We start from the raw sequence: 15,041 nt of genomic DNA, 5'->3' as shown, positions 1-15,041 counted from the left end.
AATTAAGAATAGACATGAATGAAATAGCAGTAAATATCACTATGGTGAATTAATAAGGCGCAATGAACGGAACTTCAGACTGATGGCAAGCGCAAAATCGCCAGATGCGCTACGTTTATCTGGCCTGTGAGGTATCTGCAATATATTGAATGTACAATGTTTTTAGGTCGGATAAGGCTTTCACGCCGCATCCGACATGAACAACACGCACTTAGCCAACAATCAGAGGCACCACGAAGGGTGCCTTTGTCTAACCGAAGCGAACGTCCCGACCGTGTGGTTCATCGAGATCCTGCCACGGACCAATCGAAATAATCCCCGTAGGGTTGATGGTCTTATGGCTGCGGAAGTAGTGATTACGGATGTGATCGAAATTGACAGTTTCGGCAATCCCCGGCATCTGGTAGATATCGCGCAGGAAGCCGTACAGGTTCAGGTAATCGCTGATGCGGTGCTTATCACATTTGAAGTGGGTGACATACACCGGATCAAAACGCACCAGCGTGGTCCACAGGCGAATATCAGCTTCGGTTAACTGGTTACCGGTCAGATAGCGATGCTGACCTAAGATCTGCTCCAGTCGCGCCAGCGATTCAAACACTTTCACCACCGCCTCGTCGTAGGCTTCCTGGCTGGTAGCAAAACCGGCTTTATACACGCCATTGTTGACGGTGTCGTAAATCCAGCCGTTAAGTTCGTCAATTTTCGTTTGCAGGGCTGGTGGGTAGTAATCTCCCGCTTTCGCGCCCAGTGCATCAAACGCAGTATTGAACATGCGGATGATTTCCGCCGATTCGTTGCTGACAATGGTGTGGTTCTTTTTGTCCCATAGCACGGGAACAGTGACACGTCCGCTATAGTGCGGATCGGCGTGGAGATAAAGCTGATACAAAAATTCATGTTGATAGAGCGTGTCTCCGGTTGCTCCCGGAAAACTGTCATCAAAGGTCCAGCCGTTTTCCAGCATCAGCGGATTCACCACGGAAACGGAGATAAACGGTTCCAGGCCTTTGAGTTTACGCATAATCAGCGTGCGGTGTGCCCACGGGCAGGCGAGTGAAACATAGAGATGATAACGGTCTTTTTCTGCGGCAAAACCACCTTTGCCGGTTGGTCCTGGTGCGCCGTCAGCGGTGAGCCAGTTACGAAATGCGGAAGCTGAACGTTGAAATTTACCGCCGGTGGATTTGGTGTCGTACTAGGTGTCATGCCAGACGCCGTCAATCAGTTGACCCATTTTTCTCTCCTCCAATAGCAAAAACGAGGAGTGTTTCTCCTCGTTTTTTTATCGTTAAGTATAGCGTGTGCTTACCACTTTTTATTCAGCAGGCGGTCGATGCTGAATGCGCCCGGACCCGTAATCGCCAGCAGCAGGAATCCGCCAGAAATGGTCAGGTTTTTCATAAACATCAGCGAGTTCATGCCTTCTGCAAAATTGCTGTGAAATAAAAATGCAGTCAGCAGTGTAAAGCCAGCGGTAAACAGCGCCGTGGTGCGAGTCAGGAAACCAAACAGAATTGCCAGACCACCACCAAATTCAAGCAAAATCACCAGCGGCAGCATAAAGCCCGGGACGCCCATCGCTTCCATGTATTGTTGCGTACCAGCGTAGCCAGTAATCTTTCCCCAGCCGGCCGTAATAAACAGAATCGGCATTAAAATACGCGCTACCAGTACACCAACATCTTCTAATTTTTTCATCTTACTCTCCACTGCGCCGCTCAGGCTGCTGATTGTTTTTTTGTGCATTGACGCGGTATTAGCGTCGTTGCTGTCGATGGAGAGAAGCATAAACGTAGTGAATGGTGATTGTTAGCAAGGAAAACTGTCAAATTTTTTCAAAAATTTTGAGGGATAAGGCCGGAATGACTCCGGCCAGAAAGGCGTTAACCGCGAAGCTGTTGCTGTTTGAGGGTGGTTTTAACCAGACGCCAGGCACTCCATACTCCAAAACCGCGCCTGGCCCAGCGGACCAGCATATTCGGATGGCGAATTGTCCAGATAGCCATCACGCTACTGCCAACCAGCGCCCATGAGCGCAGACTCAACAGTATATTCCAGCGACGATCGTAAGCGCCTGTTGCTTCCAGCCAGTCTCGACGACTGGCGGAAAGATCCAGCCGTTGTTGCTGGATCTGGCTAAGTAGCTGTGCCTTGCGGCGTTCACGTTCGACTTTACCGCTCACGGGACTCCTCCTCGAGCAGTTGCCGATCGTTCGCCAGTTCATGGCGCGTATGACGCAACAGTGTCGATTTCCGTGACTTGCGTAACGTCCAGATACCGCCAATCAGTGCCAGTAGCAGTAACACCACGGTGGTGGCAATCATCGCATTCAGGCGATATTGCGGATCAACCGCCCAGATAATCAGCACCATCAGGCTCATAAGACCAAATGCAGCGAAAAGCATCGTCAGGCCCAGCATCAGTAACAGTTGAAAGAGATTGGCTTTTTCCTCTTCCAGCTCCACCACCGCCAGCCGCAGACGTGTCTCCACCATTTCGACCATGATGGTGACAATTCGCTGCCCGATGCCCAGAACGCTTTTACCGGGCCCTTGCGCGTGATGAGTGTCCGCCATAATTAACGACGCGACAGCAGAACGCCGAGCACTACACCGATTGCAGCGCCAATGCCCACACCCGTCCACGGATTTTCACGCACGTACTCATCGGCACGCGCCGCCGCTTCACGAGTCTGTTTGGCAATTGCCTCGCCAGTTTCACCCAGGCGATAGCGGCTCTGTTTTAGCGCCTGCTCCGCTTTACTGCGAATCTTACTCAACTCTTCTTTCGACTTATCTCCTGAGGCGCTTAGTACTTCTTCCAGCGTATCAGACAGGGATTTCAACTCTGCACGCAGATGTTCCGTAGTGTGTTCTTTCGACATAGTTTTCTCCAGGTGAGTAAGTAGTGACTATTGTGAATTAGTAGTCGCGCGCTTCCAGCTTTTTCAGCTCTTCCTGCGCTTCTGCCAGTTTCCGTTCGCGTTTGGCAATCTTATCCGCATCGCCTTTTTGTTTCGCTTCGGCTAAATCTTGCTTGCGTTCCGCCACCTCATCTTTCTGCTTAGCGATTTTCTTCTGATGATCGGCGCGCAGCTGGCTATCTGAACAGTTGGCCCGGACTTCACTCAGGGCTTTATTCAGACCGTCAATACGATTCTGGTTTTGGTGTTTTTCGGCATAGCTGATCTCCTTAAGGATATTTTGCTCCTTTTCCTGACACAGGGTAGTGGCATAACTACCGGCACTAAGAGCAAAAAGAGAAACAGCTAAAGCGATGCGGTATTTCATTCTTGAACCTTCCATTGTGACTCGAACCTATTACAAAGGAACGATTGTCCAGACAACGAAGCGGTGGTGTTAACCACCGCCTCATTAATCATAGACAGTAACGGTGAAATCACCAAAGTGAGTGATATGTTTCGGATAACAGGAAGTTATCCGAAGCGATGAGAATTATCCCGCAGCCGGGTCAGCCACTGCATGGCCTGACTGTTATCGTCCTGCTGCGCAATGATGTAGCCATGGGGCAATGTTCTGTCGAGGACCGCTTTTGCGGCGGCACTCTGATCGCTGGAGTCAAATGTAATTAACAGAGTGTCGTTCTTGGGGGTAATGCTTTTGAAAGGAATGCCGTGAGCGTCAAGGTGATGCCAGATGGAAAAACCGTCTGGCATCGTCATGCCTTGATGAACGGCACGGATCGCCAGCGTCGAATCTTGCTGACGAACCGCAGACCAGGCCAGCAGCAGCGTGCCGACCAGCAATAAAGCAGCGCCGGACCAGACTAGCTGGCGAAGCGACATGCGAGGTATTTGCATCCCTTACCCCCGATTTCCATATTTCTTTTTCCATAACACGACCAGAGAACCTGCCAGGCCAAATACCAGCAGTACCACCGGGAGCAGCATCAGGCATGACATTAGCTGATCCTCGTACTTCAAAAATACCGGCGTTTTGCCGAGCATGTAACCCAGAGTTGTCAGGATCAACACCCACAGCAGACCGCTCATCCAGTTGAAGAACTGAAAGCGAGCGTTATTCAGCCCTGATAACCCGGCAATGGTCGGCAGCAGTGTTCTGACAAATGCAATAAAGCGACCAATTAATAGCGCCGATAAACCGTGTTTGTGAAAAAGATGGTGTGCGCGTTGGTGATAGTGCGCGGGTAAATGGGAAAGCCAGTTTTGCACAGTGCGGGTATTGCCCAGCCATCGCCCCTGTATGTAACTGACCCAGCAGCCAAGGCTGGCGGCAACGGTCAGTAACAGAATCGTTTGTGGATAACCCATCGCGCCTTTAGCAATCAATACGCCGACCAACACCAGTAAGCTGTCGCCCGGTAAAAAGGCCGCCGGAAGCAAGCCGTTTTCAAGGAACAAAATTACAAACAAGACAAAATACAACATGCCAATCATCGATGGATTGGCCAGCGTTTCAAAATCCTGCGCCCACAGGGCCTGCAGTAATTGGGTCAAAAGTTCCATTCATTATTCCTGGTGAATCGGTTAACGCCACGCCGGTTTTAAATGATGTACTCCCGCCAGATTATTGCTGTTTTTGTATGGATTGCGGGTCGAGACACCAACACGGCCTGAACTATTCCCTGTTAAAACGTGAGATAAGAAAACATTTAATAGCATAAATTCAAATTGAATCTAATTGTAACAAAGGTCAACGTTGTTCGTTATCAAAATTACATGTCCGTGGAGTCTGATTTTGCTGATTGCAGGGGAGGGTGGCGAGAGGATTTACACAGGCTGACACTTTATACTTTTTGCTTACTGACAAAGCGTACAGGCGCGCGTCAGCGCCTGTCGGATGGGCGTTTTATTTGCTGCCGCTGGCGGCCGTATCCAGATGCACAACCGGGTTTTCTGCGAACAGGTAACGGTCGGCGTTGAACTCGAAATCGTCGCTGGTTTCGTTAAATAACATTATCTTGGTGTTTTCCAGGTGCTGCCACATTGCCAGTTTGGCTGCATGAGGATCTTTGCGAATCAACGCTTTAAGGATTTGATCGTGGTCATCACACCAGTTATCGACGGTACGGGAATCAATGTGTTCGTGGAGCTTTTTCCAGTACGGGTTATGGCTACGCTGGGTCCACATTTTCTCAACGATGGCCGCCAGCGCGGAGTTTTGAGTCGCTAATGCTACCTGAATGTGGAACTGCAAATCCCACTCGGAATCGCGGAAGCATTGTTCGCCGCGAGCCTGCTCCTGGATGGCCATCAATTTCATGATGTCCTGCTTGGTCACCTGGGTTGCGGCAAACTCGGCAATATTGCTTTCGATAAGCTGGCGAGCTTGCAGCAGTTCAAATGGGCCGTAATTGGCAAATTCCATATTATCGTCAGCCGCTTGCTGATGGCGAGGCTGGTTTGAAATCACATGAATGCCGGAGCCTTTGCGCACTTCGACATAACCTTCAACCTCCAGCATGATGATGGCTTCACGAACCACGGTGCGGCTGACGTTTTTTTCATCGGCAATAAAACGTTCGGCGGGCAGTTTATCTCCCACCAGATAGACGCCTTGCTCGATGCGCTCTTTCAGGTCAGCGGCGAGCTGTTGATACAAACGGCGTGGTTCAGTGATTTCCATATGCGCTCCAGGCATGATACGGCAGACTATATTTGTTATACCACTTTTGCGAGTTTAGCTCTACTCGCAGTGATGAAAAAGCCGCCTGAGAAGGCGGCTTTGAAGGGAAACTAAAACTTACACGAAGCGTTAATGTTGTGGCGCGGGATCGTTATGCGCTTCTTCCACAACCTCAATCGCCGGTTTGTTCTGCAATACCGTCCAGATAACCAGCGCACCCAGCAGGTCGAACACTGCCAGCACTGCGAACAGCGGGCTGAAGCCGATGGTGTCAGCCAGAGCACCAACAACCAGCGCAAACAGCGTACTTGCCAGCCATGCGGACATCCCGGTCAGACCGTTTGCCGTTGCGACTTCGTTACGACCGAACACGTCAGAAGAGAGCGTAATCAGTGCGCCAGACAGTGCCTGGTGAGCAAAACCACCGATACACAGCAGCATAATCGCGACATATGGGTTGGTGAACAGACCGATCATACCTGGGCCAATCATCAGCACCGCACCCAGCGTTACTACCATCTTACGGGAGACGATCAGGTTCACGCCAAACCAACGCTGGAACAGCGGCGGCAGGTAACCACCGAGGATACAACCGAGGTCAGCAAACAGCATCGGCATCCAGGCGAACATCGCGATCTCTTTCAGGTTAAAGCCGTAAACTTTAAACATGAACAGCGGGATCCACGCGTTGAAAGTACCCCACGCCGGTTCAGCCAGGAAACGCGGCAGCGCGATACCCCAGAACTGACGGTTACGCAGGATCTGACCAACGGACATTTTCTTCGCCGTGCCAACCTGGTGCTGGGCTTCCTGACCGTTAATAATGTATTCGCGTTCTTCATCAGTCAGATGTTTCTGGTCGCGTGGGTGCTTATAGAAAATCAGCCATGCCATCGCCCAGATAAAGCTCAGTGCACCGGAGATGATAAACGCCATCTGCCAGCTGTGCATCACGATTGCCCATACCACCAGCGGCGGCGCAATCATCGCACCAATTGAAGAACCAACGTTAAAGTAACCTACTGCGATGGAACGTTCTTTCGCCGGGAACCATTCGGAACTGGCTTTCAGACCTGCCGGGATCATTGCTGCTTCAGCAGCACCTACCGCACCACGAGCAATCGCCAGGCCGCCCCAGCTACCTGCCAGCGCGGTAGCGCCACAGAACACAGCCCACAACACGGCAAACATCGCGTAACCGATTTTTGTACCCAGAACATCCAGTACATAACCCGCTACCGGTTGCATGACCGTATAAGCAGCAGAATAAGCTGCGATGATGTAGGAATACTGTTGGGTGGAGATGTTTAACTCTTCCATCAGAGTTGGCGCAGCTGCCGCCACAGTGTTACGCGTCAGGTAACCGAGCACGGTGCCGAGCGTCACCAGTGCGATCATATACCAACGTAACCCTTTAATTTTACGCATGTAAAACCTCATCGTTTTGTTATATCCGCAGTAATCGCGGCCATCATCCCGCCAGAGGCTGAAGATGTTACTTACGACCGGGTAACCGAAAAAAAACCGGCACGCCCCGAACGTTGCCATGAAAGTTTCGTGCTAATTCGGCTTCCGTACCGGTCAACCCAATTCATCTAACGAATGAATCGGCAATTTGCATTCCGTCGACTTATGATTTGCGACGGCAGAAAGATAACTTGTCATACAACTTTAAAAGGTGAGAGCCATCACAAATGTGCGAATATTTGTAGGGACATTACAGGATGATAGCGAGGCCAGTAACGGCGCGGCTTGCAGCGATATTTACCACTTTGAGAGTAATTTTTTTAACTACGTTTATTGATCTAACTCACGAAAATATCTTCTGGCTCTGGAAATTGGTGTGATAACTTTGTCAGCATCGCACCATAAGCAAGCTAGCTCACTCGTTAAGAGGAAGACGATAATGACTCCGTTTATGACTGAAGATTTCCTGTTAGATACTGAATTTGCCCGCCGCCTGTATCACGACTACGCAAAAGACCAGCCGATTTTCGACTACCACTGCCATTTGCCGCCGCAGCAGATCGCAGAAGACTATCGCTTTAAGAATTTGTATGACATCTGGCTAAAAGGCGATCACTACAAATGGCGTGCAATGCGCACCAATGGTGTAGCTGAACGCCTGTGTACCGGTGATGCCTCTGACCGTGAAAAGTTTGACGCATGGGCGGCGACTGTTCCGCACACTATCGGCAATCCGTTATACCACTGGACGCACCTCGAACTGCGTCGTCCATTCGGTATCACTGGCAAACTGCTGTCTCCGTCTACTGCGGATGAAATCTGGAACGAATGTAACGAACTGCTGGCGCAGGATAACTTCTCCGCGCGCGGCATCATGCAGCAGATGAACGTGAAAATGGTCGGCACCACCGATGATCCGATCGATTCTCTGGAGCATCATGCAGAGATCGCCAAAGACGGCTCTTTCACCATTAAGGTGCTGCCGAGCTGGCGTCCGGATAAAGCCTTCAACATCGAACAGGCGACCTTTAACGACTATATGGCGAAGCTGGGTGAAGTCTCCGATACCGACATTCGCCGCTTTGCAGACCTGCAAACTGCTCTGACCAAACGTCTGGATCACTTTGCCGCTCACGGCTGTAAAGTGTCTGACCACGCGCTGGATGTGGTGATGTTTGCTGAAGCGAACGAAGCGGAACTGGACAGCATTCTGGCGCGCCGTCTGGCTGGCGAAACCCTGAGCGAGCACGAAGTGGCACAGTTCAAAACTGCGGTGCTGGTGTTCCTCGGCGCAGAATACGCACGTCGCGGCTGGGTACAGCAGTACCACATTGGCGCACTGCGTAATAACAATCTGCGTCAGTTCAAACTGCTGGGGCCGGATGTAGGCTTTGACTCCATCAACGACCGTCCGATGGCGGAAGAGCTGTCTAAGCTGCTGAGCAAACAGAACGAAGAAAACCTGCTGCCGAAAACCATTCTCTACTGCCTGAACCCGCGCGATAACGAAGTGCTGGGCACCATGATCGGTAACTTCCAGGGCGAAGGTATGCCGGGCAAAATGCAGTTCGGTTCTGGCTGGTGGTTTAACGATCAGAAAGACGGTATGGAACGTCAGATGACCCAACTGGCGCAGCTTGGTCTGCTGAGCCGCTTTGTTGGTATGCTGACTGACAGCCGTAGCTTCCTGTCATACACCCGTCACGAATACTTCCGCCGCATTCTGTGCCAGATGATCGGTCGCTGGGTGGAAGCGGGCGAAGCACCGGCGGACATCAACCTGCTGGGCGAGATGGTGAAAAACATTTGCTTTAACAATGCGCGTGACTACTTCGCCATTGAACTGAACTAAGGTCTGGGGTTGATATGCAATACATCAAGATCCATGCGCTGGATAACGTCGCGGTTGCTTTAGCTGATTTGGCTGAAGGCACAGAAGTCAGTGTCGATAACCAGACTGTTAGGCTGCGCCAGGATGTTGCTCGTGGACATAAATTTGCGTTAACGGATATCGCAAAAGGGGCCAACGTCATCAAATATGGCCTGCCGATTGGTTATGCACTGGCGGATATTGCGGCAGGTGAACACGTTCACGCCCACAATACGCGCACGAATCTGAGCGATCTGGATCAGTATCGCTATCAACCTGATTTTCATGATCTGCCAGCACAAGCGGCAGATCGTGAAGTGCAGATCTATCGTCGCGCGAATGGTGATGTCGGGGTGCGTAACGAGCTGTGGATCCTGCCAACCGTGGGCTGTGTTAACGGCATCGCGCGTCAGATCCAGAACCGTTTTCTGAAAGAGACCAACAACGCCGAAGGTACTGACGGCGTGTTCCTCTTCAGCCACACCTACGGATGTTCGCAACTGGGTGACGATCACATCAATACCCGTACTATGCTACAAAACATGGTGCGTCACCCGAACGCAGGTGCGGTGCTGGTAATTGGTCTGGGATGTGAAAACAATCAGGTCGATGTCTTCCGTGAAACGCTGGGCGATATCGATCCTGAACGTGTCCATTTCATGATCTGCCAACAGCAGGACGATGAAATCGAGGCCGGGATCGAACATCTGCATCAGTTGTATAACGTGATGCGCAACGATAAACGCGAGCCAGGCAAACTCAGCGAACTGAAGTTTGGTCTGGAGTGCGGTGGTTCTGACGGTCTTTCCGGTATTACCGCTAACCCAATGTTGGGGCGTTTCTCTGACTACGTGATTGCTAACGGCGGTACGACCGTACTGACCGAAGTACCGGAGATGTTCGGCGCAGAGCAGTTGCTGATGGATCATTGCCGTGACGAAGCAACGTTTGAAAAACTGGTCACCATGGTCAACGACTTCAAACAGTACTTTATTGCCCATGACCAGCCGATCTACGAAAACCCATCGCCGGGGAACAAAGCGGGTGGTATCACCACGCTGGAAGATAAATCTCTCGGCTGTACGCAGAAAGCGGGCTCCAGCCAGGTGGTAGACGTGCTGCGTTACGGCGAGCGTCTGAAAACGCCGGGGCTGAACCTGTTAAGCGCGCCGGGTAACGATGCCGTAGCGACCAGCGCCCTGGCGGGTGCAGGCTGTCACATGGTGCTGTTCAGTACCGGTCGCGGTACGCCGTATGGTGGTTTTGTGCCGACAGTGAAAATTGCCACCAACAGTGAACTGGCGGCGAAGAAAAAACACTGGATCGACTTTGACGCGGGTCAGCTGATCCATGGTAAAGCGATGCCGCAGTTGCTGGAAGAATTTATCGATACCATCGTTGAGTTTGCCAACGGTAAGCAAACCTGCAACGAGCGTAACGACTTCCGCGAACTGGCGATCTTCAAAAGCGGCGTAACGCTATAAAGTCGAAATGAGTTGTTAATAAAAAACGGCGTTTCATAATGTGAAGCGCCGTTTGCTTTTCCATACCTGCTAAGGATTTATCATGACCGCGTATTGGCTGGCCCAGGGCGTGGGTGTCATCGCCTTTCTGATTGGTATCACAACATTTTTTAACCGTGACGAACGTCGCTTCAAAAAGCAGCTTTCGGTCTATAGCGCCGTTATTGGCGTGCATTTTTTCCTCCTGGGCACCTATCCCGCCGGTGCCAGTGCCATCCTTAATGCCATTCGTACGCTGATTACCTTACGCACGCGCAGCTTATGGGTAATGGCGATCTTTATTGTGCTGACTGGCGGAATTGGCCTGGCGAAGTTCCACCATCCTGTTGAACTATTGCCGGTTATTGGCACGATTGTCAGTACCTGGGCGCTGTTTCGCTGTAAAGGTCTGACCATGCGCTGCGTAATGTGGTTTTCAACGTGTTGCTGGGTGATTCACAACTTTTGGGCTGGGTCGATTGGCGGCACGATGATTGAAGGCAGTTTTCTACTGATGAATGGCCTGAATATCATTCGTTTCTGGCGGATGCAGAAAAGGGGAATTGATCCGTTTAAAGTAGAGAAAACCCCTTCCGCCGTTGACGAAAGGGGTTAAACATTAATTACGCAGGGCGCTATTTGCCAGACGATCGTCTTCTGCCTGGCAAGCTGCCGCAGTGAACAGCACGTCAGTTGAAGAGTTCAGTGCGGTTTCGCAGGAGTCCTGCAATACGCCGATAATAAAGCCGACGGCAACCACCTGCATGGCGATATCGTTCGAAATACCGAACATATTACAGGCCAGTGGGATCAGCAGCAGAGAACCCCCCGCCACGCCGGAGGCGCCACAGGCGCACAGAGAAGCAACCACGCTCAGCAGCAGCGCCGTAGGCAGATCGACCGGAATACCCAGCGTATTAACCGCAGCCAGCGTCAACACCGTAATGGTGATTGCTGCGCCCGCCATATTGATGGTGGCTCCCAGCGGAATAGAAACGGAATAGGTATCTCGATCCAGATTCAGCTTTTCACACAGCGCCATATTCACCGGAATGTTCGCCGCAGAGCTGCGGGTGAAGAAGGCGTACACACCGCTTTCGCGCAGGCACAGCAGTACCAGCGGGAACGGGTTACGACGAATTTTCCACCACACCAGCAGTGGGTTAACCACCAGCGCCACCAGCAACATACAGCCAACCAGCACGACCAGCAGTTGCGCGTAGCCCCACAGTGTGGAGAAACCGGTGGTTGCCAGCGTAGAAGAAACCAGACCAAAAATACCGATTGGCGCGAAGCGAATCACCAGTTTCACCATAAAGGTGACGGCATTCGACATATCATTGACCAGGTTTTTGGTGGTTTCGTTACCGTGACGCAACGCGAAACCGAGGCCAATAGCCCACACCAGAATCCCGATGTAATTACCTTTCAACAGGGCGTCAATGGGGTTGGAAACCATGCTCATTACCAGTCCGCGCATCACTTCCACAATACCTGACGGCGGGGAAATATCGCCTGCGCTACTGGACAAATGCAGGGTCGATGGGAAGGCAAAGCTGAAAACGACTGCGGCCAGTGCGGCGGAGAAAGTACCCAGCAGATAGAGGAACAGAATAGGGCGGATATTGGTTTTTTGCCCGTGTTGGTGGTTAGCGATGGAAGCCATCACCAGCATCAGCACCAGGATTGGTGCTACGGCTTTCAGGGCGCCAACAAATAAAGTGCCTAACAGACCAACAGCTTCAGCCGCCGGTTTTGAGATCCATGCCAGGAGAATCCCCAGAATAAGGCCGACCAGGATTTGTTTTACCAGGCTGCCATGAGCCAGACGCCGGAATAGCCCCGGTGAACGTTGCGTAGTCATTTTTCGATCCTTTCATTGTGTTGTCGCACATCCCTGGTGCGTTCTATCGACGCATCTTTCAGGATGTAACAAAGTGTTTGCAAGGTCGAGTATAAGGAAAGTTACAGCTTCGGGAAGCGAAAAATGCTGGATTTTAAAGAGAGGTCATGTTTTGCAACTTAATGGTTACATTTGTTTGACATGTTTGAGGGGAAAGCAAACTTGCATCTCCTCATCCTGAATTGGGTTTAGTTGTGTTTGTTGTGGACTGATAAACCGCACGGGTGTTGGTGGCATCAAAATCGCCGAAGCGTTTCCTGGAGGCCAGGGCAGCCCACATGGATGTGGGCTGAGGGTGCGTCTTACAAGGATAATGAGATGGACGCTCCAGATTTTACGGTATCAAGTACCAGACTGGATCGTTGCAATACATCCTGAAAAATGAGGAGCGTCCCTGGTGGTGTATGTTTGTTAACGCGAATTATCCAACCCGCTGTTTATCATGCCGATAATTCACCCAGGCGTTGATAATAAACGTCATCACCAGAATGCCAAACACCACGCCCAGCGAGACGGCGATCGGAATATGATAGAAATCGACAATCAGCATCTTGATACCGATAAATACCAGAATCACTGCCAGACCATATTTGAGCATCGAGAAACGCTCCGCTACGCCTGCCAGCAGGAAATACATCGCACGCAGGCCGAGGATTGCAAACAGGTTTGAGGTCAGCACAATAAACGGATCGGTGGTAACAGCGAAGATAGCCGGAATGCTATCCACGGCGAAGATCACGTCGCTTAACTCCACCAGAATCAACACCAGCATCAGCGGCGTGGCGTACAACAAACCATTCTTGCGCACAAAGAAATGCTCGTTGTCGATGGTGTCGGTCATGCGCAAATGACCGCGCAGCCAGCGCACCAGCGGCTTGTCACCGATTCCTGATTCATCTTCATGAGCCAGCGCCATCTTCACGCCAGTAAACAGCAGGAATGCACCGAAGATATACAGGATCCAGTCGAACTGCGAAATCAGCCAGCTACCGGTGAAGATCATGATGGTACGCAGAACAATCGCCCCAAGCACGCCATACACCAGTACGCGACGTTGTAATGCTGCCGGAACAGAGAAATAGCTGAACAACATTAACCAGACGAAGACGTTATCGACCGCCAGCGATTTCTCAATCAGATAACCTGTGAGGAAGGCCAGCGCCTGCGGGTCAGCGACTTCACGCCCCTGTGTCTGCGCCAGATACCACCAGAAAGCGGCATTAAACAGTAACGACAGCGTCACCCAGACCAGCGACCATGCCGCAGCCTGTTTCATGGTCATGGCATGTGCGCCACGACGCCCCTGTAATAACAGGTCGATAGCCAGCATAATGGCGACAACAACAGCGAATCCGCCCCATAGCAACGGCGTGCCGACAGTATTCATAGAAGTTCCTTACACATAAAAAAACGGCCAACGTCGGAAGACGTCAGCCGCTGCTTTTTATGCATAGACCTCGCCTTCCGGCAAGGTCTCACTTACAACAAAAAAGGAATACGTCTGCGTATTCCTTTCGGGTTGCCCGGTGACCGGATGTGGTTTTTCACACATCGTAATGACGATCGACCGGCAATGAAGTTACTCCCCTTTGCAGGTAACAAAGTATGACAGACCATTCAGCCAGTCAATGGTCTGTTACATGCCTTTTACACTGCTTTACGGTAACAATTATAGATTTACGCTATCAGCCGGAAAAACGACCCCAGTCTGGCGGCGGATCTCAGTCAGCAGTTTGGCGGTAATGCGACTGACCGCCAGCCCCGGATGATTCACCAGATGTTCATCCACCAGGGTGGCGAACAGTTCAGCCTCATAGAGCATGGTATTAATATGCTGCGGCTGAGTGAGATCCTGCATCTTACTGCCGCGCGGGACAAAGCAGACTTTCTGGCATTCGGAGAGTTTTTCAATCACCAGCGATCCCGCTTCGCCCTGAATCTCGCTTGCCAGGACAGAATCGCTGACTTTTGAATGCTGCAACGTAACGCTGAAATCACCGTAATCCATTACCACCACGCCGTGGGCATCCACGCCGCTTGCCAGCAAACTGGCGGTTGCCTGTACGCTTTTCGGTTCACCAAATAATGCCACCGCCGACGCCAGACAGTAAAAGCCGATATCCATAATCGAGCCGTTGGAGAACGCCGGATTAAAGGTGTTGGGATTCTCGCCGTCCAGATAACGCTGGTAACGCGAGGAATACTGGCAGTAGTTGAAAAAGACTTTACGCAGTTTGCCGACTTTCGGCAGCGCCTGGCGTAACAAATGAAAGTTCGGCAGGCTGGCGGTTTTAAATGCCTCGAACAGCACCACCTGATTTTCCCGCGCACAGGCAATGGCGGCATCCACTTCCGCCAGATTCGATGCCAGCGGTTTCTCGCAAATTACATGAATTTTGTGGCTAAGAAAAAGTTGCGTCTGGGCAAAATGCAGAGCGTTCGGGCTGGCAATATACACCGCGTCAATGGCATCGCTTTCCGCCATCGTTTCCAGCGACGTAAACAGATGCTCGACAGAAAAATCATTGGCGAAGTGCTGGGCCTGTTCAAGGCTGCGGGAATAGACGGCGGTTAACTTGTATTTGCCGCTCTCATGGGCAGCCTCGACGAACTGGCGAGTGATCCAGTTCGTACCAATCACAGCGAAACGTATCATAACGCGTGGATACTCCATAAAGGGATTCTGCCG

15 protein-coding genes and 1 pseudogene are annotated in these 15,041 nt (G+C 51.4%); 3 read left to right on the top strand and 13 right to left on the bottom strand.

Annotated elements, in window-relative coordinates:
• Positions 1-250: 250 nt before the first annotated feature.
• From yqjG to exuT, 10 genes and pseudogenes are all read right to left on the bottom strand, one after another.
• Positions 251-1,237 (bottom strand): annotated as a pseudogene (gene yqjG / locus WES_RS0121810) (glutathionyl-hydroquinone reductase YqjG).
• A gap of 71 nt (positions 1,238-1,308) precedes the next feature.
• Positions 1,309-1,701, bottom strand: coding sequence for a DoxX family protein (locus WES_RS02990; protein WP_000732237.1), 393 nt, complete (start codon positions 1,699-1,701; stop codon positions 1,309-1,311).
• Between the two features lie 185 nt (positions 1,702-1,886).
• A complete protein-coding gene (locus tag WES_RS02995; RefSeq protein WP_000015589.1) occupies positions 1,887-2,186 on the bottom strand; it encodes a YqjK-like family protein in 300 nt (99 codons plus the stop codon).
• The gene (locus WES_RS03000; protein WP_000785727.1) at positions 2,176-2,580 is read right to left on the bottom strand and encodes a phage holin family protein; all 405 of its coding nucleotides are present in this window, start codon (positions 2,578-2,580) and stop codon (positions 2,176-2,178) included. Before WES_RS03000 ends, WES_RS02995 begins: the two co-directional genes overlap by 11 nt.
• 2 nt (positions 2,581-2,582) lie before the next feature.
• The gene (locus tag WES_RS03005) at positions 2,583-2,888 is read right to left on the bottom strand and encodes an ElaB/YgaM/YqjD family protein (RefSeq protein WP_000031409.1); all 306 of its coding nucleotides are present in this window, start codon (positions 2,886-2,888) and stop codon (positions 2,583-2,585) included.
• 37 nt (positions 2,889-2,925) lie between these two features.
• The gene (yqjC, locus tag WES_RS03010; protein WP_010346332.1) at positions 2,926-3,294 is read right to left on the bottom strand and encodes a DUF1090 family protein YqjC; all 369 of its coding nucleotides are present in this window, start codon (positions 3,292-3,294) and stop codon (positions 2,926-2,928) included.
• A gap of 146 nt (positions 3,295-3,440) precedes the next feature.
• Positions 3,441-3,824 carry an EnvZ/OmpR regulon moderator MzrA gene (mzrA, locus tag WES_RS03015; protein ID WP_001166775.1) on the bottom strand — a complete coding sequence of 128 codons (384 nt, stop codon included), beginning with the start codon at positions 3,822-3,824 and terminating at the stop codon, positions 3,441-3,443.
• Between the two features lie 3 nt (positions 3,825-3,827).
• Positions 3,828-4,490, bottom strand: coding sequence for a DedA family general envelope maintenance protein YqjA (gene yqjA / locus WES_RS03020; protein ID WP_000422149.1), 663 nt, complete (start codon positions 4,488-4,490; stop codon positions 3,828-3,830).
• Positions 4,491-4,833: 343 nt separating this feature from the next.
• Positions 4,834-5,610, bottom strand: a complete 777-nt coding sequence (gene exuR, locus WES_RS03025) for a transcriptional regulator ExuR (RefSeq protein ID WP_000406484.1) — start codon at positions 5,608-5,610, stop codon at positions 4,834-4,836.
• A 129-nt stretch (positions 5,611-5,739) separates the two neighbouring features.
• Positions 5,740-7,038, bottom strand: a complete 1,299-nt coding sequence (gene exuT / locus WES_RS03030) for a hexuronate transporter ExuT (protein ID WP_016159739.1) — start codon at positions 7,036-7,038, stop codon at positions 5,740-5,742.
• Between the two features lie 478 nt (positions 7,039-7,516).
• Here exuT and uxaC point away from each other — a divergent pair, with 478 nt between their 5' ends.
• The 3 genes from uxaC to WES_RS03045 all read left to right on the top strand — a co-directional run bounded on the left by uxaC (position 7,517) and on the right by WES_RS03045 (position 11,065).
• Positions 7,517-8,929: a glucuronate isomerase gene (gene uxaC / locus WES_RS03035; RefSeq protein ID WP_000187442.1), complete on the top strand. Its 1,413-nt coding sequence runs from the start codon at positions 7,517-7,519 to the stop codon at positions 8,927-8,929.
• 14 nt (positions 8,930-8,943) lie between these two features.
• The gene (uxaA, locus tag WES_RS03040; RefSeq protein WP_016159740.1) at positions 8,944-10,431 is read left to right on the top strand and encodes an altronate dehydratase; all 1,488 of its coding nucleotides are present in this window, start codon (positions 8,944-8,946) and stop codon (positions 10,429-10,431) included.
• A gap of 82 nt (positions 10,432-10,513) precedes the next feature.
• Entirely contained in the window at positions 10,514-11,065 is a 552-nt protein-coding gene (locus WES_RS03045; RefSeq protein ID WP_000128138.1) for a YgjV family protein, read from the top strand.
• 3 nt (positions 11,066-11,068) lie between these two features.
• Here the strand turns inward: WES_RS03045 and sstT are convergent, their stop codons facing one another.
• The 3 genes from sstT to WES_RS03060 form a co-directional block, all read right to left on the bottom strand.
• Positions 11,069-12,313, bottom strand: a complete 1,245-nt coding sequence (gene sstT / locus WES_RS03050) for a serine/threonine transporter SstT (protein WP_000211637.1) — start codon at positions 12,311-12,313, stop codon at positions 11,069-11,071.
• A gap of 460 nt (positions 12,314-12,773) precedes the next feature.
• On the bottom strand, positions 12,774-13,739 hold the full coding sequence (gene alx / locus WES_RS03055; RefSeq protein ID WP_001098792.1) for a TerC family membrane protein Alx: 966 nt from the start codon (positions 13,737-13,739) through the stop codon (positions 12,774-12,776).
• Positions 13,740-14,021: 282 nt separating this feature from the next.
• Positions 14,022-15,008, bottom strand: coding sequence for a Gfo/Idh/MocA family protein (locus WES_RS03060; RefSeq protein WP_016159741.1), 987 nt, complete (start codon positions 15,006-15,008; stop codon positions 14,022-14,024).
• Positions 15,009-15,041: the final 33 nt, after the last annotated feature.

It is taken from the genome of Escherichia sp. KTE31, assembly GCF_000407925.1.
Taxonomy (GTDB): Bacteria; Pseudomonadota; Gammaproteobacteria; order Enterobacterales; family Enterobacteriaceae; genus Escherichia; species Escherichia ruysiae.
The sequence above is the reverse complement of the archived record's forward strand: the minus strand, read 5'-3'. Positions and strand labels throughout refer to the sequence as shown.

Excerpts from the sequence above, each read along its gene's own strand:
- WES_RS02990 (WP_000732237.1), bottom strand. The coding sequence starts at position 1,701 with ATGAAAAAATTAGAAGATGTTGGTGTACTGGTAGCGCGTATTTTAATG.
- WES_RS03000 (WP_000785727.1), bottom strand. The coding sequence starts at position 2,580 with ATGGCGGACACTCATCACGCGCAAGGGCCCGGTAAAAGCGTTCTGGGC.
- WES_RS03005 (WP_000031409.1), bottom strand. The coding sequence starts at position 2,888 with ATGTCGAAAGAACACACTACGGAACATCTGCGTGCAGAGTTGAAATCC.
- yqjC (WP_010346332.1), bottom strand. The coding sequence starts at position 3,294 with ATGAAATACCGCATCGCTTTAGCTGTTTCTCTTTTTGCTCTTAGTGCC.
- mzrA (WP_001166775.1), bottom strand. The coding sequence starts at position 3,824 with ATGCAAATACCTCGCATGTCGCTTCGCCAGCTAGTCTGGTCCGGCGCT.
- yqjA (WP_000422149.1), bottom strand. The coding sequence starts at position 4,490 with ATGGAACTTTTGACCCAATTACTGCAGGCCCTGTGGGCGCAGGATTTT.
- exuR (WP_000406484.1), bottom strand. The coding sequence starts at position 5,610 with ATGGAAATCACTGAACCACGCCGTTTGTATCAACAGCTCGCCGCTGAC.
- exuT (WP_016159739.1), bottom strand. The coding sequence starts at position 7,038 with ATGCGTAAAATTAAAGGGTTACGTTGGTATATGATCGCACTGGTGACG.
- uxaC (WP_000187442.1), top strand. The coding sequence starts at position 7,517 with ATGACTCCGTTTATGACTGAAGATTTCCTGTTAGATACTGAATTTGCC.
- uxaA (WP_016159740.1), top strand. The coding sequence starts at position 8,944 with ATGCAATACATCAAGATCCATGCGCTGGATAACGTCGCGGTTGCTTTA.
- WES_RS03045 (WP_000128138.1), top strand. The coding sequence starts at position 10,514 with ATGACCGCGTATTGGCTGGCCCAGGGCGTGGGTGTCATCGCCTTTCTG.
- sstT (WP_000211637.1), bottom strand. The coding sequence starts at position 12,313 with ATGACTACGCAACGTTCACCGGGGCTATTCCGGCGTCTGGCTCATGGC.
- alx (WP_001098792.1), bottom strand. The coding sequence starts at position 13,739 with ATGAATACTGTCGGCACGCCGTTGCTATGGGGCGGATTCGCTGTTGTT.
- WES_RS03060 (WP_016159741.1), bottom strand. The coding sequence starts at position 15,008 with ATGATACGTTTCGCTGTGATTGGTACGAACTGGATCACTCGCCAGTTC.